The organism is Nitriliruptor alkaliphilus DSM 45188 (assembly GCF_000969705.1).
GTDB classification, from domain to species: Bacteria; Actinomycetota; Nitriliruptoria; order Nitriliruptorales; family Nitriliruptoraceae; genus Nitriliruptor; species Nitriliruptor alkaliphilus.
This window is the reverse complement of record NZ_KQ033901.1, coordinates 5,042,231-5,067,251: the sequence shown is the minus strand read 5'-3', so window position 1 is coordinate 5,067,251 and position 25,021 is coordinate 5,042,231. Positions and strand designations below refer to the sequence as shown.

General features: G+C 71.0%; 30 protein-coding genes. 4 read left to right on the top strand and 26 right to left on the bottom strand.

Annotated features, from left to right (window positions below):
• Positions 1–6: 6 nt before the first annotated feature.
• The 11 genes from NITAL_RS23590 to NITAL_RS27605 are packed head-to-tail and all read right to left on the bottom strand — an operon-like array spanning position 7 to position 7,130.
• Complete coding sequence (locus NITAL_RS23590) at positions 7–363, bottom strand: hypothetical protein (RefSeq protein ID WP_211262641.1); 357 nt, start codon at positions 361–363, stop codon at positions 7–9.
• Positions 360–641, bottom strand: a complete 282-nt coding sequence (locus tag NITAL_RS23585) for a hypothetical protein (RefSeq protein WP_211262640.1) — start codon at positions 639–641, stop codon at positions 360–362. The genes NITAL_RS23590 and NITAL_RS23585 overlap by 4 nt, the downstream gene beginning before the upstream one ends.
• Positions 642–643: 2 nt before the next feature.
• Positions 644–907 (bottom strand): hypothetical protein, encoded by a 264-nt coding sequence (locus NITAL_RS23580; RefSeq protein WP_083441946.1) that lies wholly within the window; start codon positions 905–907, stop codon positions 644–646.
• 2 nt (positions 908–909) lie between these two features.
• Positions 910–1,146 (bottom strand): hypothetical protein, encoded by a 237-nt coding sequence (locus tag NITAL_RS23575; RefSeq protein ID WP_052668721.1) that lies wholly within the window; start codon positions 1,144–1,146, stop codon positions 910–912.
• 12 nt (positions 1,147–1,158) lie between these two features.
• Entirely contained in the window at positions 1,159–1,410 is a 252-nt protein-coding gene (locus NITAL_RS23570; protein WP_052668720.1) for a hypothetical protein, read from the bottom strand.
• A gap of 4 nt (positions 1,411–1,414) precedes the next feature.
• Positions 1,415–2,026, bottom strand: a complete 612-nt coding sequence (locus tag NITAL_RS23565; RefSeq protein WP_052668719.1) for an SRPBCC family protein — start codon at positions 2,024–2,026, stop codon at positions 1,415–1,417.
• Positions 2,023–2,973, bottom strand: coding sequence for an XdhC family protein (locus NITAL_RS23560; protein WP_052668718.1), 951 nt, complete (start codon positions 2,971–2,973; stop codon positions 2,023–2,025). Before NITAL_RS23560 ends, NITAL_RS23565 begins: the two co-directional genes overlap by 4 nt.
• Positions 2,970–5,354, bottom strand: a complete 2,385-nt coding sequence (locus NITAL_RS23555; RefSeq protein WP_052668717.1) for an aerobic carbon-monoxide dehydrogenase large subunit — start codon at positions 5,352–5,354, stop codon at positions 2,970–2,972. Before NITAL_RS23555 ends, NITAL_RS23560 begins: the two co-directional genes overlap by 4 nt.
• Before the next feature lies 1 nt (position 5,355).
• The gene (locus NITAL_RS23550) at positions 5,356–5,922 is read right to left on the bottom strand and encodes a (2Fe-2S)-binding protein (RefSeq protein ID WP_052668716.1); all 567 of its coding nucleotides are present in this window, start codon (positions 5,920–5,922) and stop codon (positions 5,356–5,358) included.
• 2 nt (positions 5,923–5,924) lie between these two features.
• Positions 5,925–6,800 carry an FAD binding domain-containing protein gene (locus NITAL_RS23545; RefSeq protein WP_052668715.1) on the bottom strand — a complete coding sequence of 292 codons (876 nt, stop codon included), beginning with the start codon at positions 6,798–6,800 and terminating at the stop codon, positions 5,925–5,927.
• Positions 6,801–6,839: 39 nt separating this feature from the next.
• Positions 6,840–7,130 carry a hypothetical protein gene (locus tag NITAL_RS27605; protein ID WP_052668714.1) on the bottom strand — a complete coding sequence of 97 codons (291 nt, stop codon included), beginning with the start codon at positions 7,128–7,130 and terminating at the stop codon, positions 6,840–6,842.
• Positions 7,131–7,332: 202 nt separating this feature from the next.
• On the opposite strand from NITAL_RS27605, the gene NITAL_RS23535 reads away from it, so the two are divergent.
• Positions 7,333–7,740 carry a VOC family protein gene (locus NITAL_RS23535; protein WP_052668713.1) on the top strand — a complete coding sequence of 136 codons (408 nt, stop codon included), beginning with the start codon at positions 7,333–7,335 and terminating at the stop codon, positions 7,738–7,740.
• 82 nt (positions 7,741–7,822) lie between these two features.
• Here the strand turns inward: NITAL_RS23535 and NITAL_RS23530 are convergent, their stop codons facing one another.
• The 8 genes from NITAL_RS23530 to pcaC are packed head-to-tail and all read right to left on the bottom strand — an operon-like array spanning position 7,823 to position 14,592.
• Positions 7,823–9,037, bottom strand: coding sequence for an acetyl-CoA C-acetyltransferase (locus NITAL_RS23530; RefSeq protein WP_052668712.1), 1,215 nt, complete (start codon positions 9,035–9,037; stop codon positions 7,823–7,825).
• A complete protein-coding gene (gene pcaD, locus NITAL_RS23525; RefSeq protein WP_052668711.1) occupies positions 9,030–9,857 on the bottom strand; it encodes a 3-oxoadipate enol-lactonase in 828 nt (275 codons plus the stop codon). Before pcaD ends, NITAL_RS23530 begins: the two co-directional genes overlap by 8 nt.
• Positions 9,854–11,227, bottom strand: a complete 1,374-nt coding sequence (locus tag NITAL_RS23520) for a lyase family protein (RefSeq protein ID WP_052668710.1) — start codon at positions 11,225–11,227, stop codon at positions 9,854–9,856. Before NITAL_RS23520 ends, pcaD begins: the two co-directional genes overlap by 4 nt.
• Entirely contained in the window at positions 11,220–11,963 is a 744-nt protein-coding gene (locus NITAL_RS23515) for a CoA-transferase (protein ID WP_052670019.1), read from the bottom strand. The genes NITAL_RS23520 and NITAL_RS23515 overlap by 8 nt, the downstream gene beginning before the upstream one ends.
• A gap of 58 nt (positions 11,964–12,021) precedes the next feature.
• A complete protein-coding gene (locus NITAL_RS23510; protein WP_052668709.1) occupies positions 12,022–12,852 on the bottom strand; it encodes a CoA transferase subunit A in 831 nt (276 codons plus the stop codon).
• Between the two features lie 8 nt (positions 12,853–12,860).
• Positions 12,861–13,439, bottom strand: coding sequence for a protocatechuate 3,4-dioxygenase subunit alpha (gene pcaG / locus NITAL_RS23505; RefSeq protein WP_211262638.1), 579 nt, complete (start codon positions 13,437–13,439; stop codon positions 12,861–12,863).
• On the bottom strand, positions 13,436–14,188 hold the full coding sequence (gene pcaH / locus NITAL_RS23500; RefSeq protein WP_052668708.1) for a protocatechuate 3,4-dioxygenase subunit beta: 753 nt from the start codon (positions 14,186–14,188) through the stop codon (positions 13,436–13,438). The genes pcaG and pcaH overlap by 4 nt, the downstream gene beginning before the upstream one ends.
• The gene (gene pcaC, locus NITAL_RS23495; RefSeq protein WP_211262637.1) at positions 14,185–14,592 is read right to left on the bottom strand and encodes a 4-carboxymuconolactone decarboxylase; all 408 of its coding nucleotides are present in this window, start codon (positions 14,590–14,592) and stop codon (positions 14,185–14,187) included. The genes pcaH and pcaC overlap by 4 nt, the downstream gene beginning before the upstream one ends.
• 166 nt (positions 14,593–14,758) lie before the next feature.
• On the opposite strand from pcaC, the gene NITAL_RS23490 reads away from it, so the two are divergent.
• From NITAL_RS23490 to NITAL_RS23480, 3 genes are all read left to right on the top strand, one after another.
• Positions 14,759–15,517 (top strand): IclR family transcriptional regulator domain-containing protein, encoded by a 759-nt coding sequence (locus NITAL_RS23490; RefSeq protein WP_052668706.1) that lies wholly within the window; start codon positions 14,759–14,761, stop codon positions 15,515–15,517.
• Between the two features lie 26 nt (positions 15,518–15,543).
• Complete coding sequence (gene pobA, locus NITAL_RS23485) at positions 15,544–16,728, top strand: 4-hydroxybenzoate 3-monooxygenase (protein ID WP_052668705.1); 1,185 nt, start codon at positions 15,544–15,546, stop codon at positions 16,726–16,728.
• A gap of 297 nt (positions 16,729–17,025) precedes the next feature.
• Complete coding sequence (locus NITAL_RS23480) at positions 17,026–17,928, top strand: PaaX family transcriptional regulator (RefSeq protein WP_052668704.1); 903 nt, start codon at positions 17,026–17,028, stop codon at positions 17,926–17,928.
• Between the two features lie 9 nt (positions 17,929–17,937).
• Here the strand turns inward: NITAL_RS23480 and NITAL_RS23475 are convergent, their stop codons facing one another.
• The 7 genes from NITAL_RS23475 to NITAL_RS23445 all read right to left on the bottom strand — a co-directional run bounded on the left by NITAL_RS23475 (position 17,938) and on the right by NITAL_RS23445 (position 25,010).
• Positions 17,938–19,458 carry an acyl-CoA synthetase gene (locus tag NITAL_RS23475; protein ID WP_052668703.1) on the bottom strand — a complete coding sequence of 507 codons (1,521 nt, stop codon included), beginning with the start codon at positions 19,456–19,458 and terminating at the stop codon, positions 17,938–17,940.
• Positions 19,459–19,497: 39 nt separating this feature from the next.
• Positions 19,498–20,382 carry an amidohydrolase family protein gene (locus NITAL_RS23470; protein ID WP_052668702.1) on the bottom strand — a complete coding sequence of 295 codons (885 nt, stop codon included), beginning with the start codon at positions 20,380–20,382 and terminating at the stop codon, positions 19,498–19,500.
• Between the two features lie 60 nt (positions 20,383–20,442).
• Complete coding sequence (locus NITAL_RS23465) at positions 20,443–20,904, bottom strand: MaoC family dehydratase (protein WP_052668701.1); 462 nt, start codon at positions 20,902–20,904, stop codon at positions 20,443–20,445.
• A gap of 80 nt (positions 20,905–20,984) precedes the next feature.
• Positions 20,985–21,863: an SDR family oxidoreductase gene (locus tag NITAL_RS23460; RefSeq protein WP_052668700.1), complete on the bottom strand. Its 879-nt coding sequence runs from the start codon at positions 21,861–21,863 to the stop codon at positions 20,985–20,987.
• Between the two features lie 85 nt (positions 21,864–21,948).
• Positions 21,949–23,247, bottom strand: a complete 1,299-nt coding sequence (locus NITAL_RS23455) for a TRAP transporter large permease (RefSeq protein ID WP_052668699.1) — start codon at positions 23,245–23,247, stop codon at positions 21,949–21,951.
• Positions 23,248–23,249: 2 nt separating this feature from the next.
• Positions 23,250–23,834, bottom strand: a complete 585-nt coding sequence (locus NITAL_RS23450; RefSeq protein ID WP_052668698.1) for a TRAP transporter small permease — start codon at positions 23,832–23,834, stop codon at positions 23,250–23,252.
• A gap of 42 nt (positions 23,835–23,876) precedes the next feature.
• A complete protein-coding gene (locus NITAL_RS23445; protein ID WP_083441942.1) occupies positions 23,877–25,010 on the bottom strand; it encodes a TRAP transporter substrate-binding protein in 1,134 nt (377 codons plus the stop codon).
• Positions 25,011–25,021: the final 11 nt, after the last annotated feature.

The window sequence follows — 25,021 nt, the reverse complement described above, 5'->3', positions numbered from 1 at the left end:
GTCCCATCAGCCTCCGGGGCGGAAACCGGTGCCTTCCAGGAACCGCGAGCGACGGACCCCCGACGCCGGACGGACGACGGACGGCTCCGCGGTGGACGACGGCTCGTAGGTCGCACCGGTCACGATGCCTTCGGCCATGGCGTAGAGCAACGGCAGCGCCCCGGCGATCGTCCCGGCCGTGCGGTTGATGCGGACGACGCCTGGCTCGATCACGTCGGCGTGCTCGTGGATCGTCCAGACCAGGTCGGCGCACTCCTCGAGGTTGTCGGCCACCCGGCTGAGCTGCCCGCCGAGGATCCAGAGGTAGGTGGCCAGCCCCGCGATCAGCAGGACGATGACGACGACCGTGAGCGTGATCATCATGAGCGCACCTTCGCGAGGACACGGCCGAGGAACAGGTGGTGCTCCAGCCCCTCTGCGAGCACGGCGTCGACCGCCGCGGCGGTCCGTTCGATCAACGCGGTGTTGGAGGTGTTCTCGGCGGCTTCAGCCAGCGTCTCACGGATCGCGACGACCCGCTGGTCGATGGTGCGCACGAGCACGACGAGGACCGTCAGCAGCCCGGCGACCACCAGGACGACCACGAAGCCGGCGATGATCGCGCCCCACCACAGGGCTTCCTCGGTGGATGTCAGCGTCATCGTCAGCCTCCCAGCCGGACGCGTCCGCGCCGCAGCCCGTCGGTGATCGTGTTGGCCGACGCGATGGTCGTCTCCAACTCGGTGAGCGCCGCGGTGTTGGTCACGGCCTGCGCGAGCCCGTCGTTGATGCGGCCCGCCTGCTGCCCGATCGAGCGCGCGAGCAGCAGGATCGGGACGACCAACGCGACCACGACGAGCACGACGGCGATACCGATGCCGTAGCCGATGATCCAGCCCGTCGGGGTGGCGGCGACGAGGGTGCCCATGGTCACTCCTCCGGGATCGACGCGGCGAAGTCGCGGACAGGGGCGAGGCTCGCGTTGACCGACGGCAGCACCGTCGGCACGGTGCTCGTCCGTGTGACGATCGCCTGGACGCCGCCGTCGAGCGCGTCGAGCGAGCGACGGATGGCCACCAGGTGCAGGATCACGCGGATCAACCCGAGTGCTGCGGCTGCGATGATCAGCGTCGCGAGGATCAGGGTCACGATGGCTGCTGCGGGCATGGGGTCACCTCCTCAGAGGAGCTTGGCGACGGAGCCGGCGTAGCGGACGGCGCCATCGGCGACGGCCTCGATCGTCGTGTCGGTCTCGGCCAGCAGGTCCGGCGTCGTCCGCAGGTCCCCGACGACCGTTGCGCCACCGTCGAGGGCATCGTCGGCCGCCGCCCGGATCCGTTCGAGCGCGCCGAGCAGCCGGCTGAGCAGCGCCACGAGCACCGGGACGATCACGACCAGCAGGATCAGGTTGCCGATCCACCACAGCGTCATCGCGTCACCTCCTCATCGCGGGACCAGCCGAACGGCTCGGCGGCGGCTGGTAGGGCAGGAAGAACCTGCGGAACACCCGCATCAGGGCGAGCCGCGTCGCCCGCAGGACGAAGGCGAAGCCGCTGGCGGGCTTCCCGGTCGCGACCGTGTCGGGATCGAGCCCCTGCGAGATGGCGTCGAGCCGGGACCGGACGTTGCCGGCGAAGTCCTCGAGCAGCACGGCGGTGACGTCCGACACCATGCCCCGGCCGTACTGCGCGGCCGCACCGGACAGCGTCAGGTCGAGGGCGATGTCGACCACCGTCCCCGGCCCGCCGGGTGACACAGCCGCGTCGAGGAGCAGCGCCGCCTGACCCCGCCCCTTGCGATCCGCGCCGCTCGCCTCCACCTGGAGGGTACGTGCCGCCTCGTCACGATCGACGATCTCCGCGGCGCCCTCGAACTCGAGCCGGACGGGCCCAGCGCTGATCACGACCTCGCCGGTGAACCGGTTCTCGCCCTCCTGCTCGTTCAGGGTCGTGCCGGGCAGGCAGGCCGCCACCTGGGGGATGTCGTCGAAGAACCGCCACACTTCGTCTGGCGGCTGGGGGACCTCGATCCGGTCGGTGATCCTCATCGCGCCTCCTGACCCAGGTATCCGGCGGGACCCTTCGAGAACGCCTGGCGGCACCCCGGACAGCAGAAGTGGTAGGTGCGGCCGTTGTGCTCGAACGACGGCGTGGACGGGCCGACGTCGACCGTCATCCCGCACACGGGGTCCGTGACCTGCTCCACCTCGGCGATCGTGGCCGGCTCCCGGCCTCCGGACAGCGCGCCGGCCGCTCGCAGCTGCACCAGCTCGGCGAGGACCGCGACCGCGATCTCGCGATGCGAGGTGTGCCCGAGGTCGAGCCCCACCGGGAACCGGACCTCATCGAGCCGCTCGCGGTCGATCCCACGGTCGGCGAGGTAGCCGATGACCGCCTCACCACGCCGCCGCGAGGTGACCAGGCCCACGAACTGCGGGCCCGCAGCGAGCACCCGTTCGAGCACGCCCTCGTCGTCGTGGCCCTGGGTCGCCACGACGACGACGGACGACGGGGTGACGGTGTCGCCGGCGAGGTCCGGCCCGTCGACGGCGTGGACGTCCCAGTCGAGCGCCTCGGCGAGGCGGGTGAGCGTGACAACCATGGGTGAGCGGCCCACGATCACCAACCGAGGGGCGGTGTGCGCTGGCTCGATGAACAGCTGCAGGGCCCCCTCGCTCTGGCAGGCGAGGGGGACCGCGACCACCCCGTCGGGAACGTGGACCTCCTCGAGCTCGGCGGGTCGGCCGAGCCACAGCAGCCGGGACCGACCGCTGCGGATGACCTCGCGCGCTTCCCGGATCAGGACGGGCTCGGCGCACGCGCCGCCGACCCAGCCGTACACCTCGCCGCCCGCGGTGACGATGGCCCGGGCACCGTCGCGACCGGAGGACGGTGCGGTGCGCCACACGACGGTGGCGAGCGCGAACGCCTCACCCCTGCGGGACAGCTCGATCGCGCGCTCCATCACCGCCCAACCGTCCAGGAGCTCGTTCATGGCGCGTCCACATCGACGGGTGGGGCACCGGAGACATCGGCGCCGGTGGTGATCGCACGGTGGACGCGGTCAGGCAGGAGCGGCATGTCGATGTTGCGCACGCCGGTGCCCTTCAGTGCGTCGTGGACGGCGTTGACGAACGCCGCGGGACCACCGACGGTCGCGCACTCCCCCACGCCCTTGGCCCCGATCGGATGGTGGGGACAGGGGGTGACGACCTCGTGGAGCTCGAACCCGGGGGTCTCCCACGAGGTGGGCAGCAGGTAGTCCATGTAGTTGGATCCGACGCAGTTGCCGTCGGCGTCGAAGGTGATGAACTGCATGCTGGCCATGGCGTAGGCCTCGGTCAGCCCACCCATGATCTGGCCCTCGACGATCATCGGGTTGATCCGCACACCGCAGTCGTCGACGGCGACCACCCGCAGCACGTCCCACACACCGGTCTCCGGGTCGACCTCGACCGTCGCGATGTACGCCGCGAACGGCCAGGTCAGGTTCGGCGGGTCGTAGTAGGCGTGGTTCTCCAGACCGGGCTCCATGCCGTCCGGCACGTTGCTGTACGCGGCCATGGCACATTCCTGGATGGTCGCGCCACGGTCGGGGGCACTGCGCACGTAGAACCGGCCGAGCTCCCACTCGATGTCCTCCTCGGACACCTCCAGCAGGTGGGCCGCGATCCGCCGTGCCTTCGCGCGGATCTTGCGGGCGACCATCGACACCGCAGCGCCGGCGACCGGGGTGCTGCGGGACGCGTAGGTCCCCATCCCGAAGGGTGCGGTGTCGGTGTCGCCCTCCTCGACCACGACGTCGGCGGCGGGGATCCCGAGCTCGTGGGCGACGATCTGCGCCCAGGTGGTCTCGTGACCCTGCCCCTGCGTCTTCGCGCCGGTGCGGAGGATGGCCCGGCCCGTCATGTGGACCCGGAGCTCGGCCGCGTCGAACATCTTGATACCGAGGATGTCGTACTCACGGCTGTTGCCCGCCCCGAGCGGCTCGGTCATCGTCGAGATCCCGATGCCGAGCAGACGCCCCTGCTCACGTGCGGCGGCCTGTTCGCGCCGGAACCCCTCGTAGTCGATCGCTTCGAGCCCCAGGTCGAGACACTTGGTGTACTGCCCCGAGTCGGTCAGGAACCCGAAGGCGGTGCGGTGGGGGAAGTCGTCGTCGCGGACGAGGTTGCGTCGGCGGAACTCCGCCTGGTCGATGCCCAGGTCCTCCGCTGCGGCGTGGACCATCCGCTCCTGGAAGTACATGGCCTCGGTCACGCGGAACGAGCAGCGGTAGGCCACCCCACCCGGAGCCTTGTTGGTGTAGACCCCGGTCGCGGTCAGGTGCGCGGACGGGATGTCGTAGCAGGCGAACGCCGAGTGCATGAGCCCGATCTTGAACTTGCTCGGCTGTGCATCGGAGAAGAACGCGCCGTGATCCGAGGTGGTGTGCATCCGCACACCCAGGATCCTCCCGTCGTTGCGGAGCGCCAGTTCCCCCTGGAGGTAGACGTCCCGACCGAACCCGGTGGAGATGAGGTTGCCCGTCTTGTCCTCGATCCACTTCACCGGCCGTTCGGTGAGGATCGACGCGAGGATCGACACCACGTAGCCGGGGTAGACCGGGACCTTGTTGCCGAAACCACCGCCGAGGTCCGGAGAGATGATCCGGATCATGTGCTCGGGCAGTTCGGCGACCATCGCCACCGCAGCGCGGATGATGTGGGGCGCCTGGGTCGTCATGTAGACGGTGAGCTTGCCCGTCGAGCGGTCGAAGTCCGCGATGGACCCGCAGGTCTCGATCGGTGAGGGGTGCGACCGGGGGTAGTGCATCTCGATGCGCGAGACGAGGTCGGCCTCGGCGAACGCCTGGTCGGTGCGCTCGCGGTCGCCGACCTCCCAGTCGAACACCTTGTTGTCCGGCTGGTTGACCTTGTCGTCCCGGATCAGCGGCGCGTCGGGCGCCATCGCCTGCGTCGGGTTGACGATCGCCGGCAGCGGCTCGTAGTCGACGACGATCGCCTCGCACGCATCCTTCGCGACGTAGGGGTCGTCGGCCACGACGGCGGCGACCTCCTGTCCCTGGAAGCGGACCTTGTCGGTGGCGAGGACCGCTTGCGTGTCGTAGGACAGGGTCGGCATCCAGGCGAGGTTGCGGGCAGCCAGCATGTCCCCGGTGAGGACCAGCCTCACGCCGGGCATGTCCCAAGCCTTGCTCACGTCGATCGAACGGATCCGGGCGTGGGCGAGCGGGCTGCGCAGGATCTCCATGTGGAGCATCCCGGGCAGCACGACGTCGTCGACGTAGTTGCCCTTGCCGCGGATGAAGCGGTTGTCCTCCACTCGGCGCTGGCGTGCCCCCAGGCCGCCGATCTTGATCTCGTCGATCGCCACGTCAGCTCGCCTCCTCGGTCCCGGCCTCCTGAGGCTCGGTGTCCCCGTCGGATCCTCGTAGCTGCTCGGCGGCCCACAACACCGCCTTGACGATGTTCTGGTAGCCGGTGCAGCGGCACAGGTTCCCAGCAAGGGCCCAGCGGACGTCCTCCTCGGTCGGCGCCGGGTTCTCGTCCAGCAGCGCCTTGGCGCTCATCATCATCCCGGGGGTGCAGAAGCCGCACTGCAGCCCGTGCTCGTCCTTGAAGCCCTCCTGGATCGGGTGCAGGCCGCTCGGCGAGGCGAGACCTTCGACCGTGGTGACCTCGTGCCCGTTGGCCTGGACCGCCAGCATGGTGCAGCTCTTGACGGGTCGGCCGTCGAACAGCACGGTGCAGGCACCGCAGTTGGTGGTGTCGCACCCGGTGTGGGTGCCGGTCAGCTTCAGCCCCTGCCGCAGCAGGTGGGCGAGCAGCAGGCGCGGTTCGATGTCGGCGGTGTGCGGCTCACCGTTGACGGTGATCGTGACACGGCTGACGGGCAGACCGTCGGGATCGACCGGTGCGACCTCTCGGAACAGGCTGGACATGGTCAGGCCGCCTCCTGGAGGGAACGGTCGATCTGCGACAGGATCCGTGCGGTGAAGGTCCGCACGATGTGACGCTTGTAGGACGCGCTGCCCCGGTGGTCGCTGCGCGGCTGGGCCGCTCCGGCGGCCAGGTCAGCGGCGTTCGCGATCACCTCGGCGTTCAACGGGCCACCGACCAACGCCTCCGCGGCTTCACGGGCATCGATCGTCCGCCCCCCGACACCGACCAGCCCGATACCGGCCCGGCCGACCTGCCGGCCGTCGAGGTCGACCGCCACCGCGACCGCAGCCGTGGCGAAGTCGCCGATGCGGCGCTCGAGCTTGAGGTAGCCGCCGTGGGCTCGTCCTCGTGGCGGCGGGATCACCGCCTCGACCGCGATCTCGTCCGGTGCGAGCACGTTGGTGAACGGGCCCCTGACGAAATCCCTGACCGGGATCGTCCGTCGGCCGTCCGGCCCCTCGGCGACGATCGAGCCGTCCAGGGCGATCATGCACGCGGCCCAGTCCCCCTGCGGGTCGGCGTGGCAGACGGACCCGACGAACGTCCCGCGGGTGCGCACGATGGGATCGGCGATCAGCGGTGCCGCGGCGGCGACCGTCGGCTGGTGCTCGGCGATCAGCGCGGACCGTTCGATGTGCTCGTGGCGGCAGAGCGCTCCGATGCGGATCGTGCCGTCGGGGTCCGCGACCAGGTGGTCGAGTCCGGGGATGTTGTTGATGTCGACGAGCATCTCGGGTGCCGCGAACCGCAGCTTGAGCATCGGGATCAGGCTCTGGCCGCCGGCGAGGACCTTGGCCTGGCCGTTGCCCTCCTGGAGCAGGGAGATGGCCTCCTCCAGCGAGGCGGGGGCCTCGTAGCGGAACCGCGACGGGTACACGTGGTCCTCCTCCGGTGCGGCTCAGCAGGGCGTGGGCGGCTAGGTGTCGCCGTCAGGGCGAGGGTCCGGTTCGGGGCGCGACGAGGCGCTGGACGCCGCGGGTCTCGGCGTGTCGGGGACCGCGAACGGGAGCGACTCCGCGTCGGGATCCGGCCGCGGATCCTGGTGCGGCGGCCAGGGCCCCTGGACCGGCTGGCTCGCGACCTTGAGGTGGTCGATGATCTGTGGCCAGGCCCAGACCGTGGGGCTCGGACCCTCACGCGGCGCACCCTCGATCAACTCGTAGAGGCGTGGGGTCCCGCGGCTGTGGCCGTCGGATTCGATCGGCATCCCAACCCTCCTGCCTGCCACCGGGACAGGCTCCCTCAGAAGATGCGGGCCCCCCTCGCCCTCCTGCGGAAGGCGAGATGGCCAACATAGTGAGCACCTCGCCCCGACGCACGGAGAATCGCGCACGAGATGCGGGCGACGTGCGCGGCGGACCTAGACTGAGATCGCCGCGGACGGTCGCCCGCACGCCCGGAGGCACACCGTGACGAGCCGCCTCGCCAACCTGCACCTCGACGCGATCGACCCCGACCACGTCGCCGAGTTCTGGTGCGAGGTGCTGGGCTGGCGGGTCCTGGACACCGACGAGGACGTCGGGCTGGTCGAGATCGGTCCGGCCGACGGCCGCTGGCCCGGGATCGACATCATGCGGGTACCGGAGCCGAAGACGGTCAAGAACCGGTTGCACCTCGACGTGCGGGCCGACGGCTCGTCGACCGCGGACGAGCTCACGCGACTGCTGGCGCTGGGCGCAACGAGGACCGAGATCGGGCAGGACGACGACGTCAGCTGGGTGGTGCTCGCCGACCCGGAGGGCAACGAGTTCTGCCTGCTGGGCCGCTCCGTGCAGGACCTCTCCGACCACGAACGCGACCCCGCCGACCGCAGCTGACCGTGCGCGTGCGGCGCTCCGCGGTCGCGATCAGGCCATGCTCGCGGGGTGTCCCCTCTGCTGACGGTCATCCGCGGCACGGTCACGCCACTCGCTCGAAGAGCGCGGCCATCCCCTGGCCACCTCCGATGCACATGGTCTCGAGCGCGTAGCGGCCCTCACGCCGGTCGAGCTCACGCAGCATCGTCGCCAGGATCCGGGCGCCGGTCGCGCCGACCGGGTGCCCGAGTGAGATCCCGGACCCGTTGGGGTTGAACCGTTCATCGGTGCTCGGGTCGAGCCCCCACGTGTCGGTCACCGCGAGGACCTGGGCCGCGAAGGCCTCGTTGAGCTCGATGAGGTCGAGGTCGTCCATGCCGATGCCGGCCCGGTCGAGCACCGCGGCGGTCGCCGGGACGGGCCCGATCCCCATCGTGGCCGGGGGCACCCCCGCGACCGACCAGGTCACGAGGCGGGCGAGCGGCCGCAGGCCGAGCTGCTCGGCGCGCTCCGGTGTGGTCACCAGGCACGCAGCGGCCCCGTCGTTCTGCCCCGAGGCGTTGCCGGCCGTCACGGTGGCCTGATCGTCCTGGCGGCCCATGATCGGACGCAGCTTGCCGAGGGCGTCGAGCGTGGTGTCGGCCCGGGGGTGTTCGTCGGTGTCCACCACCACCGGGTCGCCCCTGCGTTGCGGGACGGTGATCGGGACCAGCTCGTCGGCGAACCGGCCCTGCTGCTGGGCCGCCACGGCCCGCGCGTGTGAGCGCACCGCCAGCTCGTCCTGACGTTCGCGGGTGATGCCTCGTTCGCGTCGGAGGTTCTCCGCGGTCTCGATCATCCCGCCCGGGACCGGGTGGTGGTGACCTCCGGCGGTGACCCGGGCCCGAGCGAGCCGGTCGGCGAGTTCCACCCCACCGCCGGTGACGCCCCACCGGATCGCGTCGCTGTAGAACTCCACCGAGCTCATGCTCTCGGCTCCGCCCGCGATCACGACGTCACACACACCGGTCTGGACCCGCATGGCGGCGTCGCAGACCGCCTGGAGGCCCGAACCGCACCGGCGGTCGAGCTGGAGCCCTGGCACGTCGACCGGCAGACCGGCGTCGAGCGCGGCCACGCGGCCGATCGCCGGTGCCTCACCGTTGGCGTAGCCCTGACCGAGGATGACGTCGTCGACCACGGCCGGGTCGAGGGCCGTCCGCCGCAGCAGCTCGCGGATGACCTCGGCGGCCAGGCGCTGCACGGGCACGTCACGCAGCACGCCACCGAACCGCCCCACCGGGGTCCGGAGCGGTTCGCAGATCACGGCATCACGCACGGCGGACGACCTCCTCGTCGGGGACGGGTTGGCGGGTGAGGAACGCGCGGACCACCTGGCCGAACCGTTCGGGTCGCTCGAGGTTGGCGAGGTGGCCGGCCCCGGGGAGCTCGATGAGCCGGGCGTCGGGGATCAAGGCGTGCAGCGCGCGGGCATCCGCGGGCGGCGTCGCCTCGTCCGCACCCCCGACCATCACCAGGCTCGGGGCCCGCACGCTCGTGGCGAGGCCGGTGAGGTCGGCCGTGGCGAGCGCCTCGCAGCTGCCGGTGTAGCCATCCACCGACGCCGCGCGCAGGGTGCGGTCCAGCGCGGTCACGGAGGCGTGGCCGCTGCGCAGGAAGTCCGGGCTGAAGAAGCGAGCGAGCACGAGGTCGGTGATCGCGCCCATCCCATCGGCCCGGACGGTCGCAGCGCGTTCGCGCCACCCCGCCTCGGTGCCGACGCGGGCAGCGGTGTCGGCGAACACGGCGCGTTCGATGCGCTCGGGTGCGGTCGCGGCGACCCACAGGGCGACGATCCCACCGAGCGACAGCCCACAGATGTCCGCCGCCGCGACCTCGTGGGCGTCGAGCACGGCGAGCGCGTCACGTCCGAACTGTTCGACGGTGTACGGGGGCGGAGGGCACGAGGACCGGCCGTGCCCGCGCTGGTCGAAACGGACCACCCGACGGAACTCGCTCCAGGCAGCGATCTGGGGGTCCCACATCGACAGGTCGGTCCCGAGCGAGTTGATGAGCAGCAGGGCGGGGGCGTCCGGGTCGCCGTCGCTCCGGGTCCACAGGCGGACGCCGTCATCGGTCGTGATGGAACGCTCGCTCACCGGAGCTCCGAGCTGGTGCGGATGCGGTGATGGGTCGCCAGGGCACGGTCGATCAGCAGCGGCACGAGGCCGAGGACGCGTCCGGGATCGAGCACCTCCTCGGGGGTCCGCTGGCCGATCGCAGCCGTGGCCTCGGCGGAGGAGCTGACGACCTCGTGGAGCGGGCGTTCCTCGGCGGCCGCCGCAGCCGCCAGCTCACCGGCCAGGGCCTGCGCCCGGGGCCGACCGAGGGCCGGCGTCATCGCCGTGGCGAGCGCCTCGGAGCCGACCAGGCCGTGCTGTGCTTCGAGGTTCGCGAGCGCCCGCTCCCCGTCGACCTCGAGGTCGGCCAACGCAGCGTGCAGCCGGGCCACGGCGCCCCCGGCCCGGACCAGGGCGGACGGCAGGGCGACCCACTCGGCCTGCCACGCCCCGGCGGCCCGCTCGTGCTCGTGCTCGCCGACGGCGGTGTGCAGCACCGACAGCTCGCCGAGCGCGAGGCGACAGGCGGCGCGGGCAGCGGTCGCGTGGACCGGGTTGCGTTTGTGCGGCATGGCCGACGAAGAGGGTGCGGTCCCGGGCTGCTCACGGGCTTCGCCGACCTCGGGTTGCGCGAGGAGGACCAGGTCGGCTGCGATCGACCCGACGGCGGCCACGATGCCACCGAGCGTGCCGGCGAGGTCGGCGATGCGGTCGCGTTCGGCGTGCCACGGCAGGTCGGGGACGGCGAGCCCGAGCCGTCCGGCCAGCGCTTCGGCGACCTCGATGCCGGCGTCGCCGTACACCCCCGAGGTCCCGGCTGCCCCGCCGAGCTGGACCGTCAGCGACCGGGGCGCGACCCAGCGCAGCTGCTCGATGCGGCGGTCGAGCGCCCCGAGCCACCGGGCGGCCTTGAGCCCGAAGGTGATCGGCACGGCCTGCTGCCCGAGGGTCCGCCCCGCCATCACCGTGCCGCGGTGTCGCTCGGCCAGCTCGGCGCAGCGGTCCGCGAGCGCCGACAACGAGGTGTCGAGGTGCTCGAGCGCGCCGCGCAGCTGCAGCGCGACGGCGGTGTCGATGACGTCCTGGCTCGTGGCGCCGTGGTGCAGCCACGCCGCAGCCTCGTCGTCGGCGCCCTCCTGCAGGGCCCGCACCAGCGCGATCACCGGCGTCGGGGCGCTGGCGGTCGCCTCGGCGAGGGCCGCGAGGTCGAGCCTCGTGGGATCGCAGGCCGCCACGATCGCATCGGCCGTCCCGGGGTCGAGGAGGCCGACGTCGGCGAGGGCACCCGCGAGCGCCGCTTCGACCTCGACCATGCGGGCGACCCGAGCGGGCCACCCGACCATCGCCGCGAGCTCCGGGTCCCCGAAGCCGGCTTCGAGGAGCCCGTCCGACCACGTGGGCTCAGACACCGGCGTGCGCCCGCTCGGTCCGTGCGTGCAGCTCCCGGAGCACCTCGAGCTCGCGTGCGGTCGGAGGTGGCGTGGTCGGCAGGTCGTCGGCGAACCGGACCTCCCACCCGGTCGCGTCGCGGACCTGCTCGCGGGTCACACCCTCGTGCAGGGACGTCACGGTCAGCTCGGCGGTGACCGGGTCGGGTTCGAGCAGGCACAGGTCGGTGATCACCAGCACCGGTCCGGCCGTGGTCAGCCCGGCTGCTTCCCGGTCGCCGCGTCCGCGGCCGTGGCCGAGCGAGGTGACGAAGTCGACCTGGTCGACGAACGTGCGGGTCGAGTGCTTGGCGGTGACCAGGACCTCGTGGCAGCTGCCGGCGATCTCGGGCGCGCCTCCGCCCCCCGGCAGGCGGACGGCGGGGGCGTCGTAGCTGCCGACGACCGTGGTGTTGATGTTGCCGAACCGGTCGATCTGCGCACCGCCGAGGAAACCCTTGGAGATGCGTCCTCCCTGCAGCCAGTACTGGAACATCTCGACGACGGGCACGGTGGCCAGCGCCGTCGCGCACAGCTCCCCGTCACCGATCGAGAGCGGGAGCACATCGGGTCGGGTCTGCAGCGTGCCGGATTCGTAGATCAGCACCAGGTCCGGGGCGTGCGTGAGGCGGGCGAGGTTGCAGGCCGCCGAGGGTGCACCGATCCCGACGAAGCAGACGTCACCGTCACGCAGGGCGCGGCTGGCCACGACCGTCATCAGCTCGTCCGGTGTGTGGTTCACGTCAGCTCCTCGGGTGGGTGCGTGTCCTCGGTGCTCAGCCGAGGGCGGGTGCGCCGACGACGTCGAGGACCTGCTCACGCAGCCAGGTCCCGAACCGCTCCCTATCACGCGAGATGGCGTCCCACCGCTGGTAGAAGGCGTTGTCGCGGTCGTAGTAGCCGTGCGCGTAGGACGGTGCGGCGCCGCGCGGTGCCTCCGCGACCGCGTTCAGCGCCCACGCGGGCAGGATCACCGAGTTCGGGCTCGGGGCGGCGAGATCGTCGACGATCTCCTCGACGGTGACCACGGACCGGGTGGCGGCGAGCACCGCCTCCTTCTGCACGCCGACGATCCCCTCGAGCAGCACGTTGCCGTCCCGGTCCGCGCGCTGGGCGTGGATCACGGCGACGTCGGGACGGATCGCCGGTACCGCGGCGAGCTCCTCGCCGGTGAAGGGGCAGACGACCGTGCGGATGTTGGGGTTGACGTCGCGCAGATCCGAGCCGATGTAGCCGCGGAGCGTGGCGAACGGCAGACCGGCCGCGCCGGCGTGGAAGGCGTTGGCCATCGCCGCGTGGCTGTGCTCCTCGATCTCGAGCGGGCGGGGCCAGCCGTGCTCGACCGCGTCCCGGAACCGGTGGAGGGATCCGACACCTGGGTTGCCTCCCCAGGAGAAGACCAGCTTGCGGGCGCAGCCGGCGCCGATGAGCTGGTCGTAGATCAGATCGGGGGTGAGCCGCACCAGCGTGAGCTCGCGACGCCCCTGCCGGATGATCTCGTGGCCGGCGGCGAACGGGATGAGGTGGGTGAAGCCCTCGAGCGCGACGACGTCACCGTCACGTACGTTCGCGGCGATCGCATCGTGGAGGGACAGGATCTCGGCCACGGGCGCTCCTAGGCGTCGAAGAAGACGGTCTCGGCCGTCCCCTGCAGGACGATGTCGAAGCGGTAGCGCCGCGTGCCCGCCTCCTGCCCGTCGAGGCGAGCCAGCAGCGTGGCACGCCGCTCGGGCGGGACGGAGCCGAGGACGGGATCGTGCGCGTTGGCCTCCACTCCCTCGAAGTAGATGCGGGTCGCGAGCTTGTCCAGCACGCCGCGGGCGAACACGTGGACGTTGAGGTGGGGGGCCTGCACCGCCCCGTCACGGCCCGGGATCGTGCCGGGCATGGCGGTCCGGACCCGGTAGGTGCCACCGTCGGTCGAGGCCACCCGACCGAAACCGATGAAGGAGGAGGGCACGTCGCCGGACCGTCCGTCGGCGGGGTGCCGGTAGCGACCGCCCCCGTCCGACTGCCAGATCTCGACCATCGCGTCGTCGACGAGGTCGCCGGCGCCATCGAAGACGGCACCGGTCACGACGATCGGCTCGCCCGCCTCACCGGCAGGGTCGAGGTCGTCCACCCCGTCCTTCATCAGCGCGTAGTGGAAGAAGGGACCGACGGTCTGCGACGGTGTCTGCCGGTACTCGCTCACGCTTGCTCCTGCCCGGGCGTCGCGAGCGCTCCCGCGCCGGTCGGCTCGAACGGCGTCGCCTCGGGACCTCGCAGGACGATGTCGAACCGGTACCCGAGCGCCCACTCCTCCTCGGTGATCGTGTGGTCGTAGCTCGCGATCATCCGGGGCCAGGCCTCCCGCGGGACGCCACCCATGATCGGGTCGAGGTCGTGCAGCGGGTCACCCGGGAAGTACATCTGGGTCACCAGCCGCGTGACGAACGCCGGCCCGAACAACGAGAAGTGGATGTGTGCCGGCCGCCACGCGTTGGGGTGGTTGCGCCAGGGGTAGGCACCCGGCTTGATGGTCAGGAACCGGTAGCTGCCGTCCTCATCGGTGATCGCCTTGCCGGCGCCGATGAAGTTGGGGTCGAGCGGTGCCGGGTGCTGATCCTTCTCGTGGATGTAGCGGCCGGCGGCGTTGCACTGCCAGATCTCGACCAGCGTTCGCGGGGCCGGATCGCCGTTCTCGTCCGACACCCTCCCGGTCACGATGATCCGCTCGCCCATCGCTTCCTGCCCGGTACCGGCGTTGCGGGTCAGATCCGCATCCTCCTCGGTCACCTCCGCCAGCGCCGGGCCGGGACCGGTGATCTCCGAGAGCGTGTGCTCGAGCCGCACCAACGGCTCCTTCGGGTGACGGAGGTTCGTCGAGCGGTACGACGGGTGGTCGTAGGGCGGGAAGGCCGCCTCGTCGCGGCGGCGGTAGGCCTCGGGGGTAGCGCTCATGATCCTGCCTCGTCGTCGGTGGCCGTGCCGGTCGATCCGAGGACCTGCTTCAGGGCAGCGAAGGCGGTGTTCGCCGCCGGCAGGCCGGCGTAGAGCCCCACGTGCAGGAGCACCTCGGCGATGTCCTCGGCGCTCGCGCCCGTCCGCCGTGATGCGTGCAGGTGCAGCTCGAGCTCACGTTCGTGGCCGAGCGCGGCCAGCAGCGCGATCGTCACCAGGCTCCGTGTCGAGCGGTCGAGGCCCGGCCGCCCCCAGACATCGGCCCAGGCCGCCCCGGTGATGTAGTCCTGGAAGGGCGCATCCAGCCCGGTCGTGCCCGCGATCGCTCGGTCCACGTGCTCGTCGCCGAGCACGGCGCGACGCACCTGCATCCCGTGGTCACGCCGGCCGTCGTGGTCGCCCACCAGCCACCCTCCGGTCGGTGTCTTCCTGGTCGATGTCCCGCCTGGCGACGCTTGTCGGGGCGTCGGTGCCCCTGCTAGCGTGTGTGTTCGCTACACGAACGGATGTTCACCAGGTGAACCACATGGAAGCAGCGACCCTGATGGGTGTCAACCGGACCGTCACGCCATGAGCGAGTCCGTCCGGTCCTTCGAGCGCGGCCTGCGCGTGATCCGGAGCTTCGCCCACGGTTCGCAGCTCACCCTGGCCGACGTCGCCCGCGCGACCGATCTCAACCGGGCGACGGCGCGACGGTTGCTGCTCACGCTCGAGGAGCTGGGCTACGTCCGCAGGGTCGGGGACCGCTTCGCCCTCACCCCACGGGTGCTCGACCTCGGCTACGCCTACCTGTCCTCGTTCGAGGTCCCGGATCTGGCCTTGCCGTACCTCGAGCGGCTCAGCGAGGAGGTGCACGAAGCCTCGTCGGTGGGGGTCCTCGACGGCACGGAGATCACCTACGTCGCGCGCGTTCCCGCCAACCGGGTCATGACCGTCTCGATCGGCCTCGGCACCCGGTTCCCGGCCTTCCGCACCTCCCTCGGCCGAGCGCTGCTCGCGGCGCTGGACGACGAGGAGGTCGCGGCGATCTGGGAGCGCAGCGATCGGTCTCATCCGACCCCGCGCACCGTGACGCGGCTCGAGGATCTGCTCGAGCGGCTGCGGGAGGTGCGCGAGCGGGGTTACGCGCTCGTCGACCAGGAGCTCGAACTCGGCGTGCGATCGATCGCCGCGCCGCTCCACGACGCGGGTGGTCGCACCGTCGCGGCCATCAACATCAGCAGCCACACCAGTCGGACCAGCAAGGCCGAGCTCCAGCAGCGGTTCGTCCCGGCGCTCCTGCGAGCCGCTCGCGACATCGACCACGCGCTCGCCAACCGACCGAGCTGAGCCGTGCCGACCACCAGGAGGACCCGATGACCGAGCAGACCCAACGCACCCGCGTCGCGATCATCGGGGGCGGGCCCGCCGGCTCGCTGCTCTCGCACCTCCTCCACCGACAGGGCGTGGAGAACGTGGTCCTCGAGCGGCGGTCGCGGGCGTACGTGCTCTCGCGGATCCGCGCCGGGGTGCTCGAGCACGGCAGCGTCGAGACCCTCGTCGCGGCCGGCCTCGGCGAGCGCGTCCAGAGCGAGGGCTACGTCCACGACGGCGTCTTCCTCGCGTTCGGCGGTCGACGGGTCCGGGTCGATTTCGCTGACCTCACCAGCAGGTCGGTGACGATCTACGGCCAGACCGAGGTGCAGCACGACCTCTACGACGCGCTCGACGAACGTGCGGGCAGGATCGTCTTCGAGGCCGAGGACGTGGCGCTCCACGGGGTGGACGGCGACCGACCCGCGGTCACCTACACCGCGGACGGCCAGGACCACCGGCTCGAGGCGGAGTGGATCGTCGGCTGCGACGGCTACCACGGCCCGTCCCGCGGCGTCATCCCCGGCGACGTGCTGCGCACCTACGAGCGGGTCTACCCCTTCGGCTGGCTCGGGATCCTGTCCGAGACCCCGCCCGTGTCCGAGGAACTGATCTACGCCAACCACGAGCGGGGCTTCGCGCTCTGCTCCATGCGCAACGAGCACCTCAGCCGCTACTACGTGCAGTGCTCGCTGGAGGACGCACCGGACGACTGGTCCGACGACCGCTTCTGGGACGAGCTCACCACACGACTGCCCGACGAGGTGGGCGACCAGCTCGTCACCGGCCCGTCGATCGAGAAGTCCATCGCGCCGCTGCGCAGCTTCGTGGCCGAGCCGATGCGCTACGGCCGTCTCCTGCTCGCCGGCGACGCGGCGCACATCGTGCCGCCGACCGGCGCGAAGGGGCTCAACCTCGCGATCAGCGACGTGGTGTACCTGGCGCGAGCCCTCGGCGAGTTCGCAGCGAACGGCTCGACGACCGGGCTCGACAGCTACTCGCGGACGGCGCTGGACCGGGTCTGGAAGGCCGTCCGGTTCTCCTGGTGGATGACCACCCTGATGCACCGGTTCCCCGACCAGGACGGGTTCGATCGTCGCCTGCAGCAGGCGGAACTGTCCCTCCTCGAGTCATCGCGGGAAGCACGGGCGAGCCTCGCCACGAACTACGTCGGGCTACCCATCTGATCGCGCCAGGTGGTCCGGCGACGGAGGTGCACACCGCCAGCCGGCACGGACCCGCCTCCGCGTGCGCTGCCGCGTGTCGTGCGACGACCGCGCGCGACACGATGCGAACCGGTCGCGCTGTGAGCTATTTTCGCATCGCATCTCCGGGCTGCGGCTCGGCGTCCTGGGAGGAGCCGCCCGGACGGCGGCCCCTCCCAGGACCGCGACGCGCTGCAGAAGGTTGTCCAGGGGCGATGGCCCGTCATACTTCCGCCACGGTGCTCGGAACGAACCGGGGGGAACAGTGGAGGACGCGGGATGCGATCGATCGACGGTCTCGTGAGCGACGCCGGCGGCGGCGCCGACGAGCCCGGCCCACCGGGGCGCGGCCGGCCCCTCGGGCGTGCCCGCTCGCAGCGTCTGCTCGTGACCCTGCTCGGCGACTTCTGGCAGGAGGGGCACGACCCGATCCCCTCGGCGGGCCTCGTCCGCGTCCTCGAGGAGTTCGCGATCGCTCCCGCCAACGCCCGAGCTGCGCTGAGCCGCATGACCCAGCGTGGCCTGCTCGAGCGCACCAGGGAGGGCCGCCGCACCAGCTACGAACCGACCGAACGGGCCTGGCAGGTCCTCCAACGCGGTGCCCGCCGGATCTTCGCCACGGGTCCGGGCCCGGCGTGGGACGGCACCTGGACGCTGATCGCCTTCTCGCTACCCATCGACGACAACGACCAGCGACGACTGCTCCGTGCCCGTCTGCGGTGGCTGACCTTCTGGCCCCTCTACGACGCCACCTGGGTCACCCCGCACGACCGGGCAGAGGCCGTGCGTGAGCAGCTCACCGAACTGGGTATCACCGACGCCCTCGTGCTGCGCAGCACCGACGTGCAACTGCTGCCCGGCGGCCGGACCCGACTCGAGGATGCCTGGCGGCTCGGCGAACTCGCGGACGCCTACGAGGAGTACCTCCAGCGTTACGGCGAGCTCGCTCGTCGGGCCAGGGCTGGGAAGGTGCCCCCGGCCGAGGCGCTCATCCAACGCACCGAGATGGTCGACGAGTGGCGGCTGCTGGTCCGCGACGACCCGGATCTGCCCACCGAGTTCCTGCCCCCCGACTTCCCCCGCGAGGAAGCTCGAGCGACCTTCCTCGAGACCTACCGGGCGTTGGCCGAACCGGCCGGGGCCCGCTTCGATGAGCTCGCCCGGTCCCGCGAGCGGACGTGACCGCGCCGGTCACGCGTCGTCGCGCCGCAGCTCCTTCTTGAGCAGCTTCCCGCTGGCGTTGCGGGGCAGGGCGGCGACGACGACCAGCGACTTCGGGACCTTGTAGCGGGCGAGTCGGGCCGCCAGGAAGCGTTCCAGTTCGGCCTGGTCGAGCGAGCTTCCGTCGCGCAGCACCACGTAGGCGCGTCCGACCTCGCCCCAGCGCTGGTCGGCGACGCCGATGACGGCGCACTCGGCCACCGCGGGGTGCTCGAACAGGGCGTTCTCGACCTCCGCCGGGTAGACGTTCTCGCCGCCCGATATGTACATGTCCTTCTTGCGGTCCACGATGCGCAGGTAGCCCTCCTCGTCCCTGATCGCGATATCGCCGGAGCGGAACCACCCGTCCTCGTCGAGGACAGCGCGGGTCGCGTCACCCTTGCGCCAGTAGCCGCGCATGACGTTGGGCCCTTGGACCACGACCTCGCCGGGCTCCCCCGCCGGTGCACTGCGGCCGGCATCGTCGATCACGTCGACGTCCGTGAAGAAGCACGGGGTGCCGGCGGTTCCCACCTTGCGCAGGCTGTCCTTCGCACGCAGGAAGAGCACACCCGGGGACGCCTCCGTCATCCCGTAGCCCTGCATGAAGGTCAACCCCCGCGCCTGGTAGGTGCGGATGAGCTCCTCGGGGACCGGGGCGCCGCCGGCCTCGACCGCACGGATCGACGACAGGTCGGCCTCGTCCCAACCCGGCGCGGCGGTCAGCGCCTGGAACATCGCAGGCACCCCGAACATCCAGGTGATGCCCAGCTCGGGGATCAACCGCAGGGTCCGCACGGGATCGAATGCGGACTCGAGCACGGCGGTCCCGCCCTTGACGAAGGTCGGCAGGAAGGTCTGGTTGAGCGCCGCAGTGTGGAACATCGGGGCGCTGACGAGCGTGACCTCGTCGTGCGAGACGTCGACGTCGATCAGGACGTTGAAGACGTTCCAGGTCAGGTTGCCGTGCGTGAGCGTCACGCCCTTCGGGTACCCGGTGGTGCCCGAGGTGTACATCAGCATCGCGGTGTCGGTGTGGCCGACCGGCACGTCCATGTCCCGGATGGCGCCGCGTGCCACGAGCTCCTCGAGGGTGTGGGCCGCAGCGTCCGACGGCTGCCCCACCACGACGCGCAGGTCGGTCGGAGCGTCGCCGAGCACAGCCCGGGCCGTGTCTTCGAGCGAGTCGGACCACACCAGGGCGCGCAGCTCGGCATCGCGGGCCATGTAGGCCAGCTCCGCGGGCGCCAGCCGGGTGTTGAGCGGGACGAAGACCGCTCCGATCGCCATCGTCGCGAACATCGTCTCGACGAAGGCGGGGTGGTTGGGCCCGAGGTAGGCGACCCGGTCCCCCGCCTCCACCCCGAGGTCGCCGAGCGCGGCACCCAACCGGTCGACGCGGTCGGCCAGCTCGCCGTAGGTCCGTTGCTGACCGTCGTGGATCAGCGCGACGTCGTCCGGCGCGACCCGCGCACGCCGCCGTGGCCAGGATCCGAGCCCGTGATCGTTCATCGTCTCCCTGCCGTCCTGGCCCGGGCGTGGTCGGTCCGCTCAGCCATCGTCGAGGCCGAGCGCCCGGATCGCGTTCTCCTTGAGGATCAGGGGCCGGACCTCGTCCTTGAGGTCGAGGCCCTCGAAGTCCCGGAGCCAGCGATCCGGCGTGATGACGGGGAAGTCCGAACCGAACAGCACCTTACGCTTGAGCAACGAGTTCGCCTGGCGGACCAGCTGGGGTGGGAAGTACTTCGGCGACCAGCCGGACAGGTCGATGTAGACGTTGGGCTTGTGCGTGGCGACGGCCAGCGCCTCGTCCTGCCAGGGCACCGACGGGTGCGCGCAGATGATGGTCAACCCCGGGAAGTCCACGGCGACGTCGTCGAGCTCCATCGGGTTCGAGTACTTCAGGCGTACCCCGCCGCCCCCCGGCAGTCCGGCACCGATGCCGGTCTGCCCGGAGTGGAACAGAGCGGGGACCCCGAGCTCCTCGATCGCCGCGTACAACGGGTAGGCGAGCCGATCGCTCGGCCAGAACGCCTGGAGCGAGGGGTGGAACTTGAAGCCTCGCACGCCGTGATCCTCGACGAGGCGGCGAGCCTCACGGACCGCTGCAGCGCCTCGGTGGGGGTCGAGGCTGGCGAACGGGATCAGCACGTCGCCGTGCCGGGCGCAGCTCTCGGCCACCTCCTGGTTGGCGATCGGCGGGTGGCCGGTCGCCGACTCGGCGTCCACGGTGAACACCACCGCGGCGATGGACCGTTCGCGGTAGTAGGCGGCCATCTCGTCGATCGTGGGCTGCGCGTCGTCGGCACCGAAGTGGGCCGCCTTGCCGGCCTCGAGCGCAGCGCTTAGGGACGGATGTCCGTCCGCGGAGATCTCGGCGTGCGTGTGCACGTCGATGGCGACGAGCGCATCGAGATCGAGTTGTGAGGTCACCATGCGTCTGCCTCGGGTCGTGGAAGGAGCGGCCCGGCCGGTGAGCACCGGCCGGGCCGGGGATCAGGGGTAGCGACGCTCGAGGAACCGCGCCACGCAGGCTGGCTTCTCGGCCCCCTCCACCTCGAAGGTGATGCTCAGGCTGGTCTGCACACCTGCGCCGACCTCGGTGACCTCCTCGACGGCCACACCCGCGCGCACGCGGCTACCGACCAACACCGGGGACGGGAAGCGGACCTTGTCCATCCCGTAGTTGACGCCCATGGAGAACCCGCGTACGTCGAGCACCTGCGGGAGCACGAGGGGGATCAACGAGAGCGTGAGGAACCCGTGGGCGATCGTGCCCCCGAAGGGTCCGCTCGCGGCACGTGCCGGGTCGACGTGGATCCACTGGTCGTCGCCCGTCGCGTCCGCGAACCGGTCCACCTGGTCCTGGGTGATCTCGATCCAGTCCGAGTAGCCCACGTGCTCGCCGACCAGGCTGGTGAGCCCCTCGACCCCTTCGACGATCCTCGGTTCTGCCATCGTTCTCGCTCCTCGTGATGTGCGGCGCTGCGCCGCCTCGGTCGTGGGTGGTGGCGGGCCCTGGCCCGCACGGTGGTGGTTCAGACGCGGCTGAGGACCCAGTCCCCCTGTGCGGCGGCGCCGTCGAACTCCTGGCCGCCGGCGACGTCGGTGACCTCGTCCCAGCGATCGGCGAGGGCTTCGGGCGTCACGTCGTCGAGCACCACACCCGGCGCCTGGACGACGGCGACGCGGCCGACGTAGCCCCCGCCGGCGGTGAAGATGCCCCCGGTGTGCGCGCACGCCTCGGAGGCGAGGTAGACGATCAGCGGGGCCACGTGGGCCGGATCGAGCTTGGCGAGCGCCTCGGGCGGCAGGATGGTCTCGGTCATGCGGGACGCGGCGAGAGGGGCGACCACGTTGACGTGGATCCCGGCTTTGCGGCCCTCGATCGCCAGGGTGCGGGTGAAGCCGACGAGGCCCATCTTCGCGGCGGCGTAGTTGGCCTGACCGAAGTTGCCGAACAGCCCCGCCGGCGAGGTGGTGTTGACGATGCGCCCGTACCCCTGCTCCTTGAGGTGCGGCCACGCCGCCGCCGTGAGGTGGAACGCGCCGAGGAGGTGGACCTCGAGGACGTCGCGGACCTCCTGCTCGCTCAGCTTCGCGAAGGAGCGGTCCCGCAGGATGCCCGCGTTGTTGATCACGACATCGATCCGCCCGTACGCGTCCAACGCCTGGTCGACCATCGCGTCGGCGCCCTGGCGATCGGCGACCGACGCCAGGTTGGCGACCGCCTCGCCACCTGCGGCGGTGATCTCGTCGACGACGGCAGCCGCCGAGGGGCCACCGTCGCCGGCTCCCAGATCGTTGACGACGATCTTCGCACCTCGCTCGGCGAGCGCCAGGGCGTGGCTGCGCCCCAGTCCTCCACCAGCGCCGGTCACGATGGCCACACGGCCAGCCAGTTCGATGTCGGACACGTCGGTTCCTTCGGGTCGTGGTTGACGGTTGCTTGGGGTCGTCGAGCAGGTGGTACCCCGCCCGGCCGTAGCCGGCCGGGCGGTGCTAGCGCATCGCGTTGGGGAGCCAGGTCGCGATCGCGGGGAACGCGATCACCAGGGCGATCGCGATGCACAGGGTGAACCAGAACGGCGTCAACCCTCGGAACACCTTCCCGAGGGAGATGCCCGTGAGTCCGGAGACCACGAAGGTGATCAGTCCGATGGGCGGGGTCAGCAGCCCCGTGAGGAGCATCATGATCGTCAGCACCCCGAACCAGATGCCGTCGTACCCGAGGTCGATGATCACGGGGTACATCATCGGGGTCATGATCACGAGGATCGCGATCTCGTCCATCACGGCGCCGAGCGAGAAGTAGACGAGGAAGATCACCCCGACGACCAACCACGGCGCCAGGTCGATGTCGGTGATGGTGCGTCCGAGCCACATCGGGATGCGGGTCACGGCGAGGAAGAACCCGAACATCTGACCGGCGATCATGAGCAGGAAGATCTGGGCGCTGACCTTGATGGTCTCGCTCACGGCAGCCGTGAACGAGTGTCGGTTCAACCTGCGTGTCACCACGCCGTAGACCAGCGCGAGGAAAGCGCCGGCCGCTCCGGATTCGGTCGGGGTGAACCACCCGGCGTAGAGCCCGCCCATGCTGATCGCGAAGATGACCGGCACCGCCCACATCAACCGGATCGCCCTCGGCACCGTCACGTCGGGCCGGACCGCCGTGTTCGGCGCGAGGCTCGGCCGTCGACGGACCAGCAGGTAGGCGGTGATCATCAGGAGCACGGCCGTCATCACACCGGGGATGAAGCCTGCGATCAGGACGCGGCCGATCGGCTCCGCGGTGAGCACCCCGTAGAGCACGAGCAGCGCGCTCGGGGGGATGAGCGCACCGAGCGTGCCACCGACAGCTGCCGAGGCCGCCGACATCCCGTCGTCGTAGCCGTAGCGCTGCATCTCGGGGACCGCGACGCGCGACATCGTCGACGCCGACGCGACGCTCGATCCGCTCACCGAGGCGAACATGGCCGAGGCACCGATCGTGGCGATCGAGAGCCCGCCTCGTAGCCGCCACAGGAACCGATCCAGCGAGAGGTACAGGTCCCGTCCGAGGTTGGCGTACGCCAGCAACATCCCCATGAGGATGAAGAACGGGATCACCGACAGCGAGTAGATGGAGGCGCTGCGGAAGGCATCGGTGCCGAAGCGAGCGAGCGCGGCGTCGGGCGTGACGATGTAGGCATAGCCGACGACCGCCACGCCGATCATCGCGATCGCGACCGGGACGCGGATCGCGATCAGCAGCAGCATCACCACGAATCCGACCAGCCCGACGAGCTCGTTGGCCATCCTCAGCGCCTCGTGACGAGGGCGCGCAACACCACGACGAGGTTGAACAGGATCACCAGCGCGAACATCCCCGAGCCGAGGACCCCGAGCATCGCGACCGGGGACAGCGGCAGGCGCAGGATCCCGGTCGTGTAGCCCCCGGCGTCGAGCTGGCCGGCGTAGAGGTACAGCCGCCAGGTCATGATCGAGATCACGACGAACCCGATCGCTCCGGCGAGGACCCGCAGGGCGAGCTTCGTCCGTGGACCGAGCCGCAGGTAGAGCAGATCCACGGAGATGTGGGCGTCCTGGCTCTCGGTGCGTGCCAGCCCGAGGTAGACGAGGATCACGACGCCGAGCTCGGTGAGCTCCACCGTGCCGCGCAACGGTCGGGAGAAGAACGAGCGACCGATGATGTCGGTCACCGTCCACGCGAGCAGCGCGAGCATCGTCAGCCCGGCCGCGGCGTGCAGGACGCTCGTGATCCGGCGCACCCAGGGCGTGAGTGGACCACCGTGGGCGCGCTGGAGCTCGTCGATCGTCGGGCCCGGTGCGGCCCCGGGGATCTCCGGGGCCGCCGCCGACCCGGCGTCCGGCAGGTCAGCCATGAACGCGAGCCTCCTCATCCGTCGAACGCAGCGAGGTACGAGCTAGTTGGCTCCGAACACCCGATCCACCATCGCCTGGCCGGGCACGCCCTCGGACTCACGCTCCTCGATCCACTGATCGAAGACCGGCTGGACGGCCTCGCGCCAGCGGTCGAACTCGTCGTCGGAGAGCTCGATCGACTCCACACCGTTGTCCGGCCAGTAGTTCTCGGCGACGTCGTCGGCCATGGCCGCGTGCTCGGTCGTGAGTCGGATGCCCAGGTCACGACCCGACAGCTCCATCAGCGCGTCCTGCTGGGCGGGCGAGAGCCGCTCCCAGGCGCCCTGGTTCATCACGAGCACGAAGGCGCCGGTGTAGCAGTTGCAGACGGTGCGGTAACTGGTGGTCGCCCCGAGGTCGAAGACACGGGTCGCGCTGTTGGCGAGCTTGTAGCCGTCGATCACGCCACGCTCGACGGAGTCGTAGATGTCGGGGGCCGGCATGCTGACGGCGGACGCACCCATCGCCTCGAGCGCGAAGCTCTGCAGCGGGGCGGGGCTCCGGATGGTCAGCCCGGCCAGGTCCTCGAGCGTCTCGACGGGTCGGTCACGGGTGAACAGGTCGCCGGTGTCCATCGCCCACATGGACAGCAGGTGGACGTCGTCGTACTCGGCCTGGAACTCCTCGAACTCGTTCCACAGCTCCCAGGCTGCCTCGGTCCCGTCGAGGGGGTCGTCGAACGCGAACGGCGCCTCGATGATCTGGGTGATCGGGAAGCGGCCTGGCGTGTACCCCGGCAGGGTCCAGCCGATGTCCTGTGCGCCGGCCACGGTGTTCTCGTAGACCTGCGGTGGCGGAGCCAGCGCGCCACCGGCGTGGATCTCGATGTCGACCGTGCCGCCGGTGGCCTCGCGGACCTCCTCGACCCAGGGCTCCCAGACGTTGACCTGGATCGGGTCGGTCGGCGGGAACGGGTGCCCGAAGGTCAGGGTGACCGGATCACCGAAGTCCTGTGGCTCGTCACCCTCCTCGTCACCGTCGTCCGCTGCGGGGTCCTCGGTCGCCTCGTCGTCGTCCGCGGGGTCCGGTGCGGCGTCACCGTCGCCGTTGCTCGCGCAGCCGACCGCGATCAGTGCTCCCACCAGCAGCGCCACCAGGGTGCGTGGCGTCCGCCATCGGTCCGTGACATGTGTCATGTCCCTCTCCC

Coding starts and splice junctions, on each gene's coding strand:
- NITAL_RS23470 (WP_052668702.1), bottom strand. CDS start 20,382: ATGGTGACCTCACAACTCGATCTCGATGCGCTCGTCGCCATCGACGTG.
- NITAL_RS23455 (WP_052668699.1), bottom strand. CDS start 23,247: ATGGCCAACGAGCTCGTCGGGCTGGTCGGATTCGTGGTGATGCTGCTG.
- NITAL_RS23590 (WP_211262641.1), bottom strand. CDS start 363: ATGATGATCACGCTCACGGTCGTCGTCATCGTCCTGCTGATCGCGGGG.
- NITAL_RS23550 (WP_052668716.1), bottom strand. CDS start 5,922: ATGTCCAGCCTGTTCCGAGAGGTCGCACCGGTCGATCCCGACGGTCTG.
- NITAL_RS23565 (WP_052668719.1), bottom strand. CDS start 2,026: ATGAGGATCACCGACCGGATCGAGGTCCCCCAGCCGCCAGACGAAGTG.
- NITAL_RS27605 (WP_052668714.1), bottom strand. CDS start 7,130: ATGCCGATCGAATCCGACGGCCACAGCCGCGGGACCCCACGCCTCTAC.
- NITAL_RS23575 (WP_052668721.1), bottom strand. CDS start 1,146: ATGCCCGCAGCAGCCATCGTGACCCTGATCCTCGCGACGCTGATCATC.
- NITAL_RS23580 (WP_083441946.1), bottom strand. CDS start 907: ATGGGCACCCTCGTCGCCGCCACCCCGACGGGCTGGATCATCGGCTAC.
- pcaH (WP_052668708.1), bottom strand. CDS start 14,188: ATGAGCGCTACCCCCGAGGCCTACCGCCGCCGCGACGAGGCGGCCTTC.
- NITAL_RS23585 (WP_211262640.1), bottom strand. CDS start 641: ATGACGCTGACATCCACCGAGGAAGCCCTGTGGTGGGGCGCGATCATC.
- NITAL_RS23490 (WP_052668706.1), top strand. CDS start 14,759: ATGAGCGAGTCCGTCCGGTCCTTCGAGCGCGGCCTGCGCGTGATCCGG.
- pobA (WP_052668705.1), top strand. CDS start 15,544: ATGACCGAGCAGACCCAACGCACCCGCGTCGCGATCATCGGGGGCGGG.
- NITAL_RS23450 (WP_052668698.1), bottom strand. CDS start 23,834: ATGGCTGACCTGCCGGACGCCGGGTCGGCGGCGGCCCCGGAGATCCCC.
- NITAL_RS23465 (WP_052668701.1), bottom strand. CDS start 20,904: ATGGCAGAACCGAGGATCGTCGAAGGGGTCGAGGGGCTCACCAGCCTG.
- NITAL_RS23480 (WP_052668704.1), top strand. CDS start 17,026: ATGCGATCGATCGACGGTCTCGTGAGCGACGCCGGCGGCGGCGCCGAC.
- NITAL_RS23475 (WP_052668703.1), bottom strand. CDS start 19,458: ATGAACGATCACGGGCTCGGATCCTGGCCACGGCGGCGTGCGCGGGTC.
- NITAL_RS23560 (WP_052668718.1), bottom strand. CDS start 2,973: ATGAACGAGCTCCTGGACGGTTGGGCGGTGATGGAGCGCGCGATCGAG.
- NITAL_RS23445 (WP_083441942.1), bottom strand. CDS start 25,010: ATGACACATGTCACGGACCGATGGCGGACGCCACGCACCCTGGTGGCG.
- NITAL_RS23570 (WP_052668720.1), bottom strand. CDS start 1,410: ATGACGCTGTGGTGGATCGGCAACCTGATCCTGCTGGTCGTGATCGTC.
- NITAL_RS23515 (WP_052670019.1), bottom strand. CDS start 11,963: ATGACGGTCGTGGCCAGCCGCGCCCTGCGTGACGGTGACGTCTGCTTC.